The organism is Amycolatopsis sp. NPDC059027 (assembly GCF_042739735.1).
Classification (GTDB): Bacteria; Actinomycetota; Actinomycetes; order Mycobacteriales; family Pseudonocardiaceae; genus Amycolatopsis.
This window is the reverse complement of record NZ_JBHYIK010000010.1, coordinates 135,478-151,748: the sequence shown is the minus strand read 5'-3', so window position 1 is coordinate 151,748 and position 16,271 is coordinate 135,478. Positions and strand designations below refer to the sequence as shown.

10 protein-coding genes are annotated in these 16,271 nt (G+C 71.0%); 3 read left to right on the top strand and 7 right to left on the bottom strand.

What is annotated here, in order from left to right; all coding sequences use genetic code 11:
- Positions 1-684 precede the first annotated feature (684 nt).
- On the bottom strand, positions 685-2,871 hold the full coding sequence (locus ACFWY9_RS09745; protein WP_378326535.1) for a DUF6049 family protein: 2,187 nt from the start codon (positions 2,869-2,871) through the stop codon (positions 685-687).
- A complete protein-coding gene (locus ACFWY9_RS09740; protein WP_378326536.1) occupies positions 2,868-3,392 on the bottom strand; it encodes an NUDIX hydrolase in 525 nt (174 codons plus the stop codon). Before ACFWY9_RS09740 ends, ACFWY9_RS09745 begins: the two co-directional genes overlap by 4 nt.
- Positions 3,393-3,552: 160 nt before the next feature.
- Here ACFWY9_RS09740 and ACFWY9_RS09735 point away from each other — a divergent pair, with 160 nt between their 5' ends.
- The 3 genes from ACFWY9_RS09735 to ACFWY9_RS09725 all read left to right on the top strand — a co-directional run bounded on the left by ACFWY9_RS09735 (position 3,553) and on the right by ACFWY9_RS09725 (position 7,394).
- Positions 3,553-4,980: a CCA tRNA nucleotidyltransferase gene (locus ACFWY9_RS09735; protein WP_378338625.1), complete on the top strand. Its 1,428-nt coding sequence runs from the start codon at positions 3,553-3,555 to the stop codon at positions 4,978-4,980.
- Between the two features lie 199 nt (positions 4,981-5,179).
- Complete coding sequence (locus tag ACFWY9_RS09730) at positions 5,180-6,505, top strand: sensor histidine kinase (RefSeq protein ID WP_378326537.1); 1,326 nt, start codon at positions 5,180-5,182, stop codon at positions 6,503-6,505.
- A gap of 25 nt (positions 6,506-6,530) precedes the next feature.
- On the top strand, positions 6,531-7,394 hold the full coding sequence (locus ACFWY9_RS09725) for a class I SAM-dependent methyltransferase (RefSeq protein WP_378326538.1): 864 nt from the start codon (positions 6,531-6,533) through the stop codon (positions 7,392-7,394).
- Here the strand turns inward: ACFWY9_RS09725 and ACFWY9_RS09720 are convergent.
- From ACFWY9_RS09720 to ACFWY9_RS09700, 5 genes are read right to left on the bottom strand one after another with little or no spacing between them, the layout of a single operon-like run.
- Entirely contained in the window at positions 7,378-9,285 is a 1,908-nt protein-coding gene (locus ACFWY9_RS09720; protein ID WP_378326539.1) for a glycohydrolase toxin TNT-related protein, read from the bottom strand. The two genes, ACFWY9_RS09725 and ACFWY9_RS09720, sit on opposite strands and share 17 nt — an antisense overlap.
- 37 nt (positions 9,286-9,322) lie before the next feature.
- A complete protein-coding gene (locus ACFWY9_RS09715; RefSeq protein WP_378326540.1) occupies positions 9,323-10,444 on the bottom strand; it encodes an ADP-ribosylglycohydrolase family protein in 1,122 nt (373 codons plus the stop codon).
- Complete coding sequence (locus ACFWY9_RS09710) at positions 10,445-12,505, bottom strand: YrhB domain-containing protein (RefSeq protein ID WP_378326541.1); 2,061 nt, start codon at positions 12,503-12,505, stop codon at positions 10,445-10,447.
- Positions 12,506-12,532: 27 nt separating this feature from the next.
- Entirely contained in the window at positions 12,533-14,776 is a 2,244-nt protein-coding gene (locus ACFWY9_RS09705; RefSeq protein WP_378326542.1) for an ADP-ribosylglycohydrolase family protein, read from the bottom strand.
- Complete coding sequence (locus ACFWY9_RS09700; RefSeq protein WP_378326543.1) at positions 14,777-16,264, bottom strand: TNT domain-containing protein; 1,488 nt, start codon at positions 16,262-16,264, stop codon at positions 14,777-14,779. It abuts the gene before it with no gap.
- Positions 16,265-16,271 lie beyond the last annotated feature (7 nt).

Sequence of the window (16,271 nt, the reverse complement as noted above, 5' to 3'; positions counted from 1 at the left end):
AACCGGGTCGCCTCCGCGTCGCGGCGCGCACCCTCTTCCCACGGCCGGACCGGGGCCGGACGGCGGGTGCCGCGCCCGCGCGCGGGTGGCTGTTGCGGCGGAGCGGGTGTCTTCGCCGCCGGGGCCTGGCCCGGCGGGGGCGCCGCGGGCGGGATCCGCTGGGGACCGGACGGCTGGGGCAGCCGGACCTGCTTGGTCGGCGGCGGCGTCTGGGGTGGCGGCTGCCGCCGGACGGGCGGCAGGCCCTGCTGCGGTGCCGCGCCGGGCGGTGGTGGTGTCTGGCCGGGACGCTCCACCGGCGGCATCCGGCGGGTCCGGTTGTCGGGCGGCGGCAGCGGCCTGCCCCTGCCGTTCACCGGCGGTTGCGGCCGCTCGCGACGTTCCGGGGGCGGGTTTTGCTGGGGAGGTGGCTGACGGCGTTCGTTCGGCGCGGGCCGTTCGGTGCGCGTCGGACGAGGCGGAGGCTCTCCCCGGTCACTCCGCTCACGACGCTGTCGCGGCGGGTGGCCTTCGCGCCGAGGACGACTCGCACGCTCGGGTGGTTTACCCGGCTCATTGTCCACGCGTGCCCAATCCTCGGTCTTCGTTCTGGCGTGCCTCAGCGGGGCAGCCGCCGCGACACCGGTCGAACCAGGGTAATCGGCGACCCCCCGAAACACTCAAACGACGAACGCTCCGAGGGTGTCAGCTGGTTCCGCCGCGGCCGGACTTCGCCTCTTTGACGCGCCGGTAGATCCGCCGCGAAGCGAGCAGAAGTAGCGCTCCACCTGCGGTGATGGTGACAATGATGGTGATCGCGCCGTACTCGGTGGACGTCAGTTCGAACCGAGCGGGTGAACCGAGCGGAGTACCGGTGGGGGTGCTCAACGACACATCGACACTGAGCCGTCCCGCGCGCAGCGCCTCGACCGGGATGTACTCGTTCTTGCTGCCGCCCGCCGGGTAGAACAGGTTCCGTTTGTCGTCGAGGCGCAGGCCGGAGTTGTTGTTGAAGGCGATCCGGGTCCAGATCCCCACCGGCAGCTCGTTGCTGACGTACACCGGGAGTGGTGACGCCCCGGAGGCGAGCGCGATCGTCTGCTTCGGCCGCTCGACGGTGATCCGGTCGCTGATCGCGTCGAGGTCACCCTTCGCGTTCGCGGTCACGATGCTCGCGTCCGCGCCACGCCACGTGGTGGACGCGCCGCGCAGGAGCGCGCCACGCACCGGCTCGGTCACGTCCTCCGGCTTCACCGGTTTGGGTTTGGTCGGATCCGCCACCATCGCCGACTGCAGGTTGGCGGCCTGGCCGTTGATGCGGGACAGCGCCGTGGTGACGTCGCCGTCGGGGCCCGACGCGAGGTCGCCCTTGGTGTTCATCGACGCGGTGCCCGACGCCGAGCCGTTGAGCAGCTTCGGCAGGTCGGTGGCCGTGACGAGCCCCGAGCCGAGGTAGTCGCCGACGCGTTGCAGGAAGCCGGACACCTCGGACAGCGGAGCGTCCCAGTGTCGCGGCGGAGCGACCAGCAGGTGCGCACCCGGCTGTTGCTGGCTCTGTCCGAGACCGGCGCGGAACGCGATCGCGGCCAGCCCGTTCTGCGCCGAGATCGCGGGCACCGAGCTGGAGAGCACCGTGTTGGCCATCGGCGGGTGGGGATTCGCGACCCCGTTCATCGCGTCCGAGATCAGCGCGTCGATCGGCTGCGCCCTGATCCCGCTGCCGGTCAGCGTGACCTCGCTGGTCACCAGCTCGTCCGACTGGAGGTTCGCCGAGCTGGTGAGCACCGTGCGGATCCCGGCGCCCGCCATGGCGGTCAGCGTCTGGTCGTCCTGCGTCCCGTCGGGCCACAGCACGCCGTTCAGCGGCTGGACGTTCAGCAGCTGCGTGATCGTGCCCGCGCCGCCGACCGCCTTGGCCAGCAGCCCGGGGTCGGCGTTGCCGCTGCCGGAGCGGATCCGGGTCAGCGCGCCGAGGTCGGCGTCGGCGAACGGGAGCGGCACCACACAGCGCCCGGCGACGAGCGCGCGCAGGCCGGCCAGCCAGTCCTGGGCGGCCTGGACGCCCCTGCCCTCGACCGTGCCCGCGCCGACGCGGACCTGGTAGCCGCGCGTCATCGCGTCCACTGTCTGGATCAGGTCGGGGTCGATCGCGAAACACAGCGACGAGGCGAGCCGCTGGTCGTCCGTCTGGGCCGTGCGCGCCGCCGTGACCAGTGCGTTCAGTCGTCCGCCGGTGCCGAGCTCGTCCGCGAGCCTGTCATCGGTCAGGGTCAGCGGGCCGCCGAGCGCCGCCGAGTAGACGTGCGGGAGGTTGTCCGCGATCGGCCAGAGCGTGGTCACGCTCGCCGGTTTGGCGGGCTTCTCCGGCGCGGACCTGCCCGGCGCGCTGAGCACCGGCAGCAGCGTGCTGACCGCGGCGAGCCGGGCCTGGCCGCCGAACTCCGGGGTGCCGTTGACGTTGACCAGCAGCGGGTACACCCCTGGCTTCGCCAGCTGGTAGGCCGCGCGGCCGCCGGTGAGGTTGACGGTCACGTTCACCGGAGCGGTCTGTCCCGGCTCCAGCTCCTGGGTCACCACCGCGAAGTCGGTCAGCGAAGGGTCGGTGCCACCCGCCCCGGCCAGCCGGTCGGCGAGCTGCTTGGAGCTGGTCAGCCGGTCGCCGACCTCGAGCCGCACCTTCGGCGTCGAGATCCGGCGGTCACCGATGTTGGTGATCGAGCCGGAGATGGTCAACGTCGTCGAGCTGGTGGTGATCACCCTCGGGTTCAGCTGGGTGATGTCCAGCCGCAGCCGCGGCGGCTCCTGCTCCACCTGTGCCTGCGCGGTGCCGCCGAACAGGGCGGAGAAGGCGAGCAGCGGGACGACAAGGACGAAGGCGGCGAACCGCTTCACTCGGGGGCTCCCTCGGGCGCGCGCTTTTCGTGCGCGAAGAGTTCTTTGGCCTTGCGCACGAGCTTGCGCTCGTCCGCGTAGGCGAGTCTGGATTCCAGCTCGGCGAGTGGCACCCAGGCGACCTCGGTGACTTCGACGTCTTCGTCCGAGAGTTCGCCGCCGTACGACTCGAGCAGGAAGTGGTGCACGGTCTTGTGGACCCGGCGTCGTTCGGCCACGAACCAGTAGTCGATGGTGCCCAGTGGCCGCCGGACGCGCGCGGAGATGCCGGTTTCCTCCTTCACCTCGCGCACCGCGGTCTGTTCCACCGTCTCACCGTCCTCGATGTGACCTTTCGGCAGGGACCAGAGCAGTTTGCCGTGCCGGTCGAGACGGCCGATCAGCACCGCGTGTTCGCGGGCCGGATCGACGACCAGCCCGCCGGCGGACGTCTCGTCGACCGTGGTCAGCCGCCTGCCGCGCTGACGCCTGCGTCGCCTTCGCGGCTTCGAGGCGCCGGTGCGACCGGCTGATCCAGACATGCTGCGATGCTAGAGCAAACGGGTGTCCGGGTACGCTGGCTCACCGTGTCCGTGTCCGGTGTGGCGAAAGCAAGCACACACCTCGAGTAGTGGGATTCCCGTGAACAACGTGGTCGCCAACCAGGCCGCCCAGCACAGTACTGCCCAGCACACCTCAGCGATGCAGAACACGGTGGCGGAACTCATGCGCATCTCCCCGCTGGCGGATGAACTCGCGACGCGGTTCGCCCAGGCGGGTCACCGGTTGTACCTCGTCGGTGGCAGCGTGCGCGACGCGATGCTGGGCAGGCTGTCCAGCGATCTCGACTTCACCACCGACGCCCGGCCGGACCAGGTGCTGGCGATCGTCAACGCGTGGGGCGACGCGGTGTGGGACGTCGGGATCGCCTTCGGCACGGTCGGCGTGACGAAGAAGGGCATGACGCTCGAGATCACGACGTTCCGGGCGGACGCCTACGACCGCGTCGGCCGCAACCCCGAGGTCACCTTCGGCGACAGCATCGAGGGCGATCTGCTGCGCCGCGACTTCACGGTCAACGCGATGGCGATCGACCTGACCACGAAGACGTTCATCGATCCGCACGACGGGTTGCAGGCACTGCACGACAAGGTGCTGGACACCCCGGCCACGCCGCAGGAGTCGTTCGCCGACGACCCGCTGCGGATGCTGCGGGCCGCGCGGTTCGCCGCCCAGCTGGGTTTCACGGCCGCACCGCGCGTCGTCGACGCGATGACATCGATGGCGGACGAGATCGACCGGATCACCGCCGAGCGCGTCCAGACCGAGCTGTCGAAGCTGCTTCTCGCGGATGATCCGCGGCCCGGCCTGGAACTGCTGGTCGACACCGGGCTCGCCGAGCGTGTCCTCCCCGAGGTGCCAGGGATGCGGCTGGCGATCGACGAGCACCACCAGCACAAGGACGTCTACCAGCACTCGCTGACCGTGCTGGCCCAGGCCATCGATCTGGAGTCCCGGCACGAGCCGACCTCGGAGCCGGACCTCGTGCTGCGGCTCGCGGCCCTGCTGCACGACATCGGGAAGCCGGCCACGCGCGAGTTCCAGCCCGGCGGTGGCGTGAGCTTCCACCATCATGAGGTGGTCGGTGCCCGGATGGCCCGCAAACGTTTGCGGGCCTTGAAGTACTCGAAGGAGATCGTCGAGGACGTCTCCCAGCTCGTGTTCCTCCACCTGCGGTTCCACGGGTACGGGAAGGGCGAGTGGACGGATTCGGCGGTCCGCCGGTACGTGACCGACGCGGGACATCTGCTGACCCGGCTGCACAAGCTGGTCCGCGCCGACTGCACGACCCGCAACCGGCGCAAGGCCGCCGCGCTGCAGGCGACCTACGACGACCTCGAGGCCAGGATCGCGCGGATCAAGGAGCAGGAGGACCTCGACCGCGTCCGGCCAGACCTCGACGGCAACGCGATCATGCAGCTGCTGGGCCTGAAGCCGGGGCCGGAGGTCGGGAAGGCGTGGAAGTTCCTCAAGGAGCTGCGGCTGGACCGTGGGCCGCTGGAGCACGACGAGGCCGTCGCCGAGCTGAAGCGCTGGGCGGCCGAGAACGGCATCGGCGACCCTTCCTGAGGCGCCTCTGACCTGGGCGGGGAGAGCAAGGGACCTTTGCTATCGCTCCCCGGGCGGCGCTCGGCCGTGGAGAAACCCGAGAGAATTCCGTATTACGGATTCGCAGCCGCCCGTTCGGACGCTGGACCGTTTTGCCAACGGTTGGAGATACTCCTGGCTCGGTACGGGGACGGGGCCCGGTGCCGGGCAGGGAGGATCGATGGCGGGCGAGGCGCCTCAGCCGGAGCGCGGCGCCAGTTTCCTGGTGACACTGTTGCGCCGCGGCGCGCCCGCGCTGGCCACCGCGACGAGCGAGTTGTCCGACGAGGTCGGCGATCCGACGCCGGTCCGTGCGCTGCGCCGGATCTCGAAGATCGCCGGGCCGGTCGATTCCACCCATCGCGACGGGTTGCTGCTGCGCTCGGCCCGCTACGTCGCCGTCGTCCCGCTGGTCTACCGCCTGTTCGCGATTCCGGGCGCGTTCGCCGTGTATGTCTCGGCGCACGGGAGCACCGGAGCGGTCGTGGTCGGTGCGATCGCGCTCGTGTCCTTCGTGTTCAGTGCCTACGGCGTCCGGTGGCTGCTGCGGTCCGCGCCGTTCAAACCGCGTGGCGCGGCTCGGCTCATCGCCGTCGACGTCGCGTTCACGCTGCTCTCGCCGGTGATCATCGCGCTGAGCGTCCCGAACCACGTGTACGCCGATGCGTTGCTCGTGCCCGCGAAACAGCTCTTCGGCGAGGTCGCGCTGCTCACGCTCGCGCTCGGCATCCCGTCCGGGCTGGCACTCGCCGTGGCCAGCTTTCCCACCCGGCTGCTGGCGACGTGGCTGAGCAGTGGCCATGTCGACATCCGCGACGCGGTCGGCACCTACCCCGCGATGCTCGGCGTCCTGTTCACCGCGGGAGGGGCGCTGGTGATGATCGGGCTCGGCACCCGGCTCGCGCTCGCGTACGGCATCCGCAACGGACGGCTCGCCGAACGCGCCCAGCAGCACCGGCTGCTGCACGACACCGTGCTGCAGACGCTGGAGGCGATCGCGCTCGGCGGTACGGAGGATCCCGGCCGCAGGCTGATCGAGGTGCGGCGGCTCGCGCGGGCGCAGGCGATGGAGGTCCGGCAGCTGATCGAGAACGCGAACGCCGACCGGGCCGAGGCGGGCTCGCGGCCGCTCGGCGAGAAGCTCGCGGCACTCGCCGCGGAGATGGCGCGCGACGGGCTCCGCGCCCAGCTCGTGGTCGCCGAGCTCGACGAGGACACGCTGTCGGAGGTCCGGCAGATCGCGATCCGCGACGCCGTGCGCGAGGCGATGCGCAACACCATGAAGCACGCCGGGACCGACAAGGTCGTGGTCCGGGTGGAGGAACGCGACCGCGGCATCGCGGTGATCATCCGTGACCACGGCACCGGGTTCAGCCCGGACACCGCGCCCGCCGGGTTCGGGATCAGCGAGTCCATCACCGCGCGGCTGGGCGAGGTCGGCGGCACCGCGCGGGTCGAATCGAGTCCTGGCAGTGGCACCAGGGTGACATTGTGGGTGCCCTGCTGAGGCCCGGTCCGGTAAACACGGAAGGGTGACGATCACCGACTCGCTCGCCGCCGCCCTCGCCGCGTATCGTGCCGCCGATCTGACCGCCGCGAGCGCGCATGTCGAAGCCGCGGCCGAGGCGGGATCGCTGCTCGCCGCGGAACTCCGGACGTACCTGGGCGGCGAGACGGCCGGGCCGGTGTACGAGCAGCCGCGGGCGTTCACCACGTTCATCCGCGGCGGCGGGAACGTCGAGCTGTACCGGCGGCTCAGCGCCGAACTCGCCGCGCGCTACGACGCCCAGCAGCCGAAGGCACTGCTCGACCTCGGCTGCGGCGACGGGCTCGCGGTCGTGCCCGCGCTCGCCCAGGCGCGGCACTCCCCGATGCGGGTCGATCTGGTGGAGCCGTCCGGGGCGCTGCTCGAAGCGGCGCGGAGGCGGCTGGTGCGCGAGGTCCACACGTGGGAGGCGACCGCGCAGAGCTTCCTCGGACACGAGAACCCCCGGTGGGATCTCACCCAGTCGACGTTCGCCTTGCAGTCGATCCCGCCCGCCGAACGTGCCGGCGTGCTGCGGGTGCTGAGGCCACGTACGGCCAAGCTGGTGATCGCCGAGTTCGACGTCCCCGAGTACGTCGAGGGTTCGCCGGAACACCTCCGCTCGCTGGTCACCCGCTACGAACGCGGGGTCGCGGAGTACGGCACCGACGCTTCGCTTGTCGCACAAGGGTTCCTGCTGCCGGTGCTGCTCGGCCTCGTCACCGCGAAGGAGCGCACCAACTGGGAACACCCCGCGGCGACGTGGGTGACGCAGCTGACCGAAGCGGGTTACACCGACGTCGAGGTCGAGCCCCTCGCCGACTACTGGTGGTCCCCCGCCGTCCTCGTCACCGCTACTGGACGCGGCTGAGCGCGCCGGCCTCCAGGTGCTGTGCGATCGGCCGCGGCAGGACGTAGGCGATCGCGCCACCCGGCATCCCGTTCCACGGCGCGGTCACGCCGGTGAGCACGCGCAGCGTCCGTTGGACCCGGTAGAGCCGCCGCTCCCGCTCGCGGTCGAACGCCAGCGACGTCTCGGCGAACCGCGTCGTCTCGGCGTGCACGAGATTGCCGGTTTCCGTGCCGAACCGCAGCACCGTCGTCCCCGCCGGGAGCACGACGATCCGCTTGCCGCGGAAGAAGTTCAGCGGTGGCTCGCCCCGCATCGGCAGGATCGGCCAGTCGGCGGGCTGGTCGGACTCCTCCGCCGCGTGGAGTGGGAACAACTGCAGGGTGCCGAGCAGGAACCGGGCCGCGTCGCCGAGGTTGGCGAACGCGACGGGCTGGTCGGTGGGCGGCCGCGAGACCTCCCAGCCGTTCTCGGCACGACGCAGGGTCCACACGCCCTCGGCGGGCATCTCGTTCGCGCCGATCCGGTACGCCGCGGACGGGATCCCGAGTTCGGTCAGCCGGTGGAACAGCAGGTCGAGCGTCTCCGACGCACTCAGCTTCCCGACGTCGCCGTCACGGACGACGCGGGTCAGCAGGCTGTCGTCGGGCAGGTCCGCCTCGGACTGCGCGGGTCGCGGCGCGCCGAGGACCTCCGCCTCCGCTGTCGCGCGGGCCAGCTCGGGGACGTACGGCGGCCGGAAACCCGCGGCCCGGATGTAGTCGACGAACTCCGGCTCCGGCGGCACCCCGTACTTCCGCAGGTAATGCGGCACCGCGGCGGGCCAGATCCAGAACCCGTCGGTGTGGAAGGCGTCCGGCACGTCCGGTGGGGCGCCGGGCGGCGCGAAGATGTCCGGCAGTGGCGCGGGCCGATGTACCGCGACGGGCGCGCGGAACAGGTAGTCGAGCACCCCGCGGACCTGGTCCGGCGGTACCGGCGGCCGGTTCACCACCGGTCGTTCGCCCTCGTTGTGCGCGTCGACGACGAGGGCGTGCCGGAACGTCACGTCCAGCGGAAGCCCGGCCTTCACGGCCAGCCAGCCCGGGATGTGCTTGGACGCGCGCGGGTACGACGCCAGCTCGACACCGTAGGGCGCGGTCGACGGACGGCCCCCGTCGTTCGGCGCGACCCGCCAGGTCGGCTCGTGCTGGGCGTCGTAATCGAAGTCGAACTGGCCGGCGGCGTCCAGGGTGAACGTGCCCTGGAACCACGCGCCTTCCTCCGGCTTGTACATCGCCGACCGCAGCCGCGCGAAGTACGCCGACAGCCGGGGCGGCGCCGGCAGCGAGACCGACACGGGGCCGTTGTCGTCGCCGACCACCCGGATCTCGAGCTCGGCGTAGTTGCCGACCTGGCGGAACTGCGCGGCGACGCGCTGCCAGCCCGACGGCGCCGCGTCCCGCAGCGCGCGCCCGATCGCGCGCAACAACGCGTTCTGGTCACCCGTGCCCGGCTCCGGGGCGTTCTCGACGCTCTCGACGAAATCGTTCCGGACCTGCCAGAGCGCGGTCACCTGCCGGGGGTCGACGGTCACCGAGAAGTCGACGAGCCCCAGCTGCGCGGCCCGTGCCGGATCGTCGCGGGTCCAGCGCAGGGTGAACCTGCCGTCGCCGGGCGCCACCTCGTACAGCTCGTCGTCGTATTCGCAGAAGGTCCGGAGGCTGAACGTCGCTGGTACCTCGTTCGCGAGCACGATCCTGGCCGGACGGCCCTCGTACTCGCGGTCGAAATCCGCCGGAGCTTCCTCGCCCGCAGCCGTGGACAGCAGGATCGTGCCGTCCGTTGTGGACCGTTGGGCGGCGTACACGCCCTCACCCCAGGACGCGTATAGGCCATCCGGGCGATGTGCCGCTTCTACCCGGTAACGCACGTTCGTTCCTCCCCATCCCCAGTGCTGGGGGCTCAATCTAACCGGCTGGGTAACGCTCGTACCAACCGTCATCCCCTGGCGCGTCCGAAGCGGACGTCGCGAACTCCGCCAGCGCGTCGTCGGCGAGCTGCTCGATCACTTCGCGTAGTTCGAGGCGGTCGAGCCAGCTCGCGCGCAGCGCCTGCTCGCCGTACATCGCGCCGACGAGGTTGCCGCACACCGAGCCGGTCGAGTCGCTGTCGCCGCTGTGGTTGACCGACGCGAGCAGCGCGGAATCCGCGTCCGACGTGGTCAGCGCGACGTAGACCGACATCGACAGCGCGGTCTCGCCGACGTTGCCCTGCCCGAGGCTTTCCAGCTTCTCCGGCGTCGGCGGCCCCTCCTTGGCCAGCGCCAGCGCCTGGGCCAGCGCATCGGACTGCTCTTCGTGGTGCTCGTGCCGTTCCAGCTCCAGCCGGGCGATCGCGACCGCGCTGGGCAGCGGTTCGCCACGCAGCAGCAGGTGCATGAGCACCGCGAAAGTGCCCGACGACAAATACCCACTCGGGTGACCGTGGGTCAGCGCGGCGCTCTCCGCACCGAGGGTGAACAGCTCCGCGAGGTTCTCCGACCACAGCGCGATCGGCGCCGCGCGCATCACGCCGCCGCAGCCCTTCGAGTTGTTCACCGGCCGGTCGACGCTGCCGCGTTTGCCGGTGCGTCCGTACGCCTCCAGCTCGCCGAAACAGGTCAACCCCGGCGCGCGGCGGCTGAACAGGTCTTGGTGCGTGATCAGCCAGCCGTCGGGCGCCTCGCTGTCCGACTCCGGGCCTCGTGCCCGGTCCCACGCGACGCCCTGTGTGTGCAGCCACCGCTGGTAGGCCATCTGCAGCGACTGGACGACGTCAACAACACTGTCGGAGCCCTCGCGGCGTCGCTGCGCGTGGGCCCTGATCAGCGCTTCGAGGGAGAACAGCGTCATCTGCGTGTCGTCGGTGATCCGGCCGACGCCGCCGTATGCCGGGATGAAGTCGGTGATCCCGTCCGGTCCGGCGATCTCCCGGATCCGGTCGATCGAATCGAACTCGGTCTTCGCGCCGAGCGCGTCGCCGATCGCCCCGGCGAGGAGGCTGCCCCGCAAGCGGGACCGTACGGCCGGGAAGTGAAGCCAGTCGTGCACTTAGTTCTCTCCATGGGGGTAGCGCCGCTGCCAGCGTTCGCGCTCGGAGGGTTCCCGCGCGACGCCGAAACGGTTGAAATGCCGGAAGACGTCGGTGGCGACGTTGTCCAACACGCCGAGGTCGGTCAGCGACGAGGCGAGCGGCAGGCCGGGAACGCCGGCGCGGGCGCCGACCATCGCGCCGACGAGCGCGGCGCAGACCGGCCCACCGTGGGCGGCGAGTCCCAGCGCGGCTTCCGGGTCGTGGCCGCGCTTGGCGGCGGCGAACAACGCGCGGCCCAGCACGGAAAGCGGCGACCGGCCGTCGCCGATGCCGTCGAACTGCGTGGCGTCGTCGGCCGCACGGTCCTCACGCAGGGCGAGGACGGACTTCGCGAGGTCGTTGCCCTCCTGCTGCTTGAGCAGGATGTGCACCGGCAGCGCGAACTCGTCCTTGGTGAGCAGCGCGCGGAACAAGGTCACCAGCAGGTCGACGCCCGCCGAGATCTCCGGACCGGCCGCGGTGCCGGTCAGCTCGCGCGCGACGGCCTTCGCGTAGACCTCACCATCCACAGTGGACATTTCGACGCCACCCGCGAGGGTCGCGGCCAACGCCGTCGCGAACAGGCCCGAGAAGTCCGACGGCGGCGGGCCCGCGTGGGCGGTGGCCCGCGCGATCCAGCCGTCCGGACGTCCGCCCGCGGGGAGCGTCGCGGGTACTTCCCCGGTCTCGGTGATCGACGGCAGGCCGCGGATCACGGATTCGGTGTGGAACAGCAGCTGCCGGGTCAGACCGCCGAGCGGCAGCGCCCCGGCGGGGTCGGCGCCCGAACCCAGCGCGTCCCCGATCGCGAAGCCGACGTACGCGCCGAGGACGCGATGCCACGCGTACGCACTGCTAGGCGTGCCCTCGGCGAGGAACTTCCCGAACGTCCACGGCACCGGACGCGGCGAGCCGTCGTCGGCGAAATGCGTGATCAGGCCCTCGGTGGCCAGGTCGTCGGGCCAGTCCTGTGGTTGTCCATTCCGCAGGTTGGCCGCGTTGCGGTAGCGCAGCGCGAAGGCGCGAAGGTACTTCAGGCACTCCGCAGCACTCAGCTCGTAGCCGTTCTCGCGCGCGCCTTTCGCGACGTATGCGAGGTGTCGCGACAGCAGATCGGGCGGCGTGATGGCGAATTGGTCGGTCAGGGCGGGCAGCGCGTCGAGAACCTCGGGGCTCGCTTCGGGCGCGAATACGGTCACCGGCTCGCGTACTTCGACGCCCGGCGGCAGCGGATCGCGGACGAGGTACAACTCGCGCGAGGTCAGCGAGATCGGCGTCGGGCCGCCGGGGTCGAGCGTCATCGCGTAGGTGCGCCAGCGGTTCAGGATCTGGCGCGGCTGGCCGACGAGCCGCTCGGGATAGGCAGCCGGGACCTTCGTCGAGGAACTGAACGCGATCAGTTCCCGGGTGTCCCCCGGCGGCCCGTTCCGCAGCGGCCGGAAGATCGGCTCGCCGTTGTGCAGCGGCACGAAGACATCGCGGTCGAGCAGTGCGGCGGTGAATTCGCCGCGGCTGAGCCAGCCGACGTTGAGGTACCCGACGAGCTTCTCGACATCGGTGACTGGTGTCGGGTAACCCGTCCACAGTGGACCGGGCCGGTACTCGGCATTCGCCTTGTACTCGCCGGTTTTCTGGTCGTACAGCGTGTGCTGGGCCCAGCCGCGCACCGCGCGCTTCGGGATCCCCAGCTCGGGGAACGCTTCGGTGTCGAACTCCGGGTCGACGTCGGACCGCCACTCGGTGAAGCCGGTTTCGGCGGTGTTTTCGCTGTCACCCGCGCCACGGGCCATCATCGCCAGGTCGTAGGTGATCTCGCCGCCGTCGTCGGGCACGAACACCACCGGGCTGGGGAACAGGCCCTTGCCGGGGTCGGTGCCGTCGAGGTAGCCGGCGGCGTTCAGCGTGAAGTTCCAGCCGCCGTTGCGGTGCACGGTGTACTCCGGCCGGACGCGCAGCGCGGCCGGGCCGGTCGTGCGATCTCCGTCCGGTGTGTTCCGCAGCCAGTCCTCGAGGCGCGCGACGGCTTCCTCTGCGTTCATGTTCCCCATCCTTGCGGTCCCGGCGGATCAGTGCCGGGGATACCGCTGAATCCACTGCTCGCCGAGCGCGCCGAGCGCCGAGTGCCGGTCGAAGTGCCAGTACACGTCCGACGCGACGTTCTCCACGAGGTACCGCAGGTCGAGCTGATCGACCCACTTCTGCGGCAGCCCGGGGATCCCGGTCCGCGCGCCGAGCAACGCTCCGGCGATCGCCCCGGTGAGCGCGCTGCGGCCCGAGTGGTTGACCGCGCGCAGCAGCGCCTGCTCGGGGTAGTTCTCGAAGCCGGACAATGCGGCGAAAGCACGTCCCAGCACGGAAAGCGTGCTCTTGCCGTCGCCGATCAGCTCGGGGGCACGCAGATCGGGCAGGCCGTGCTCGGCGAAGAACGGGACGGACTCCGCCACCATCGCCTTCACCGCGTCCCACTCCGGGCCCTGCTGGTACTGGTTGTCCGGGTTGAGGATCTCCCGGGACAGGTTCCAGATCGGATAGCTGAACGCGTCCTTCGTCAGCGCCGGCTCGAACAGCCAGGTCAGGTAGGTCGCGGCGGCGAGGTCGGGCTCGCCGGGATGGGTGAGGCCCGCCAGTTCGCGGACGGCCTGGCGTGATCCGCCGCTGAACCCGCTGCCGGGTCCCGCGACGGTGAGCGCCGCGGGCAACGCCGGGATCAGTGCGGCGGGCCCGGACATCGGCGGCGTCTGCGGGTCGTTGGTCACCACCCCGTGGTAGGAGTTGAGCAGCACGTCGTCCGAGGTCCGGCGGACGCGCAGCTCCGGCACCTTGACCAGCCAGCCGTCGGGGTCGTCCAGCGGCGCGCCCTGGGTGTGCAGCCAGCGCCGCAGCGCACCGCGCACGACGTCGCCGAACTGCTGCTCGACCTCGCGCGACTCCGGCTGCTCGCGGTGCGGGCTGCGGATGACGGCCTCGGTGTAGAACAGCAGCCGCTGGGTCAGCGAGCCGATCCGGCCCGGCTGGTCGAAGGCGAGCGGCAGATCGGTGACGCCCTCGGGCCCGTACTTGGCGTGGATCTCGTCCAACCGCATCCGGTCGACGGCCGTGCCGAGCGCCTCGCCGAGCGCGAAGCCGATGTACGCGCCGGTGACACGCTGCCAGCCGTAGCGGTAACCGTCGAGTTCACGCTCGAAGTACTTGCCGAACGTGTCCAGCCTCGGCACGGTGTTGCCGTCGTTGTCGTAGGCCGGGGCGAGCCCGTTCGCGCGCAGGTCGTTGGGGCGCCCGGGCGGCGGTTCCGGCAGGCTGAGCCGTCGCAGCCACGACTCGCCGAGGACGGTTTTCTGGCACTCCTCGGCCGTCAGCTCGTACCCGCGCTTGCGGGCCTTCTCGGCGGCGCCGAGCGGTGGGCTGACCGGCTCGGCGAGGCCCATCCGGGTCGCGGTCTCCCGCGCCACGCGCTCCAGATCCTCTTCGGCCTCCGGGCATTTGCCGTGGGTGTCGATCCGCGGTTCGCGACGCGGGAAGCGGCGCGCGATGTCGGCGAGCTCGGGGCCGCTGACGTCCTCGAAGGTCGCCGGACCACCGTTGATCACCAGGTTCGGCGGATGTTCGAACTCCGCGAGCGTGGCGAGGTCGACCTGCCACCAGCCGTGCTCGCGCGAGGGCAGATTGCGGGTCGAGCTGAAGACCTTGAGCTCGTTGCGTTCCTCGGTGAAGTAGAAGCGGTCGGTCTTGCCGGTTTCGAGGTCGAGCGGGACGAACACCTCGCAGCGCAACAGCCCGATCAGCAGCTGCTCGCGGGTCAGCCAGCCGACGCTCGCGAACGACAACAGCGTTTCGAGGGTGTTCTCCGGCTTGGGATAGCCGCGGCGGATGGGCCCGGCCTTGTACTCCGGGTTCTCGCGCTCCTCGCCGGTCTGCACGCCGTCGTCGTTGACCTTGACCCAGCCCGCGACCGCGGGCAGCGGCACGCCCAGCTCACCGAGGCCGGATTTGACGTACTCCGGGTCGACGACCTCGCGCCAGTTCTCCTGACCCGGGAACGCGACCGGCACGCTCAGCCCGCCGGGGTGCGGATGCGCCTGCCGCAGCTCGCCGTCCGGTTCGCGGACCACGACCGAGGGCGGCGGGAAGATCTCCTTCTCGGCCTTCCCCTCGTCGAGGAAGGCGATGGTGTTGTACGGCACCGACCAGCCTTCGGGGATGCGCCGTACCTTTTCCTGGTCGATCCGCAGCCCGCCGGGGCCCGACACATCGGGGCCGTGTACGGCGCGCAGCCACTCGTCGACCTTGGCAATCGCTTCCGCCGCTTCCACCTACTCGATCCTCTCCAGGCTTCCGTCGGACTCGTGCTCGGCGATCGTCCTGGGCAGCACGTAGGCCACCGCCCCACCCGGCAGATTCGCCCACGGAACCGTGATCCCCGTGATCACGTGCAGTGGGCGGCGGAGCCGGTAGCCCCGCACGACGCGCTCCCGCTCGAGCGGCAGGGACGTCGTGGCGAACCGTACCCCGTCGTGGTGCACGAGGTTCCCGGGTTCCTCACCGAAACGCAGAACGACCGTACCCGCTACCAGCCGGGTGATGCGCTTGTTCCGGAGAAGGGTGAGGGGAGGCTCACCCGCGGCCGCCTGAACAGGCCAGTCGGCGAGCTCCTTGGCGGTCTCGAGCGGCGTCTCGTGCCCGGCGGTCATCCGAGCCGGGTGCAGCAGCAACGCGCCGAGCAGTTGCTGAGCCGCGTCCTCAAGCCGCTCGAAGTAGCGCGGGGCGACCGGGGCGCCGTCGGCGTGCGCGGCGACTTCCCAGCCATCGGGAGTGAAGTTGAGGCACCAGGTCCCGTCGGCCCGCTCGCCGATGCGGTAGGCCTCCGGCCACACACCGTGCTCACCGAGCCTGCGGACCAGCACGATCAGCAGCTCGTCGTCGGGCAGCCGCGGATTCGGCGTCGTCTCCAGCTCGGCCGCGACGTCGCCCTCGGTCCTCTTGACGTCGGCGCGGCCGGGTCTGGGTCTCGGGCGGCCGAGCAGGTCGGCCTCCGCGGTCCGGCGGACGAGGTGCTCGACATACGGCGGCTGGAAGGTGTTCGCGCGGATGTGCGCGACCAGGTCCGGCTCCGGCGGGAGCCCGTATTTGCGCAGGTAGTGCGGTACGGACGCGTGCCAGATCCAGACGCCGTCGGTGTGATACCGCTCGGGGACGTCTTCCGGTGCGCCGTCGGCGAAGATGTCCGGGCCGAGTCCGTCCCCGGCGAGCACGACGGCCTCACGTTCGAGGTACTGGAGCACCAGCGGCACCTCGGCCTCGGGCAACGGCTCGCGGTCGACCTTCGGCGGCTCGCCCTCGGTGTAGGCGTCGACGACGCGGGCGTGCCGGAACACCACCCCCAGCGGGAGCTGCGCCCGCAGCCGCCACCAGTCCGGGATGTGCTCGTCCTCGCGCGGGAACTCGGCGAGTTCGTCGGGATAGGCCGTCGAGCCCTGCTCCGGCGGTTCGTTCCACGCCGGTTCGGTGTCGAGGGTGAAGTCGAAGTCGAACGTGCCGTCCGGGGCGAGGGTGAACCGCGACTGGAGCCAGGTGCCACGACCGGTGGCGTACATCCCGGCGCGGAGCCGGCTGAACAGGTTCGTCAGCTCCGGTTGTTCGCCGGCGTTGCGGACCTCGAGTTCGGTGTGCTTTCCGGCCTGCCGGAACGAGACCTCGACCGGCAGCGTGTCGTCCACGCGGTGGGCACGGACCAGCTTGCCGATGCCGATCAGCACGGCGCGCTGTTCTTCGGGGGACAGGGGTTGTTCCACGTGAATCATCGTGCCC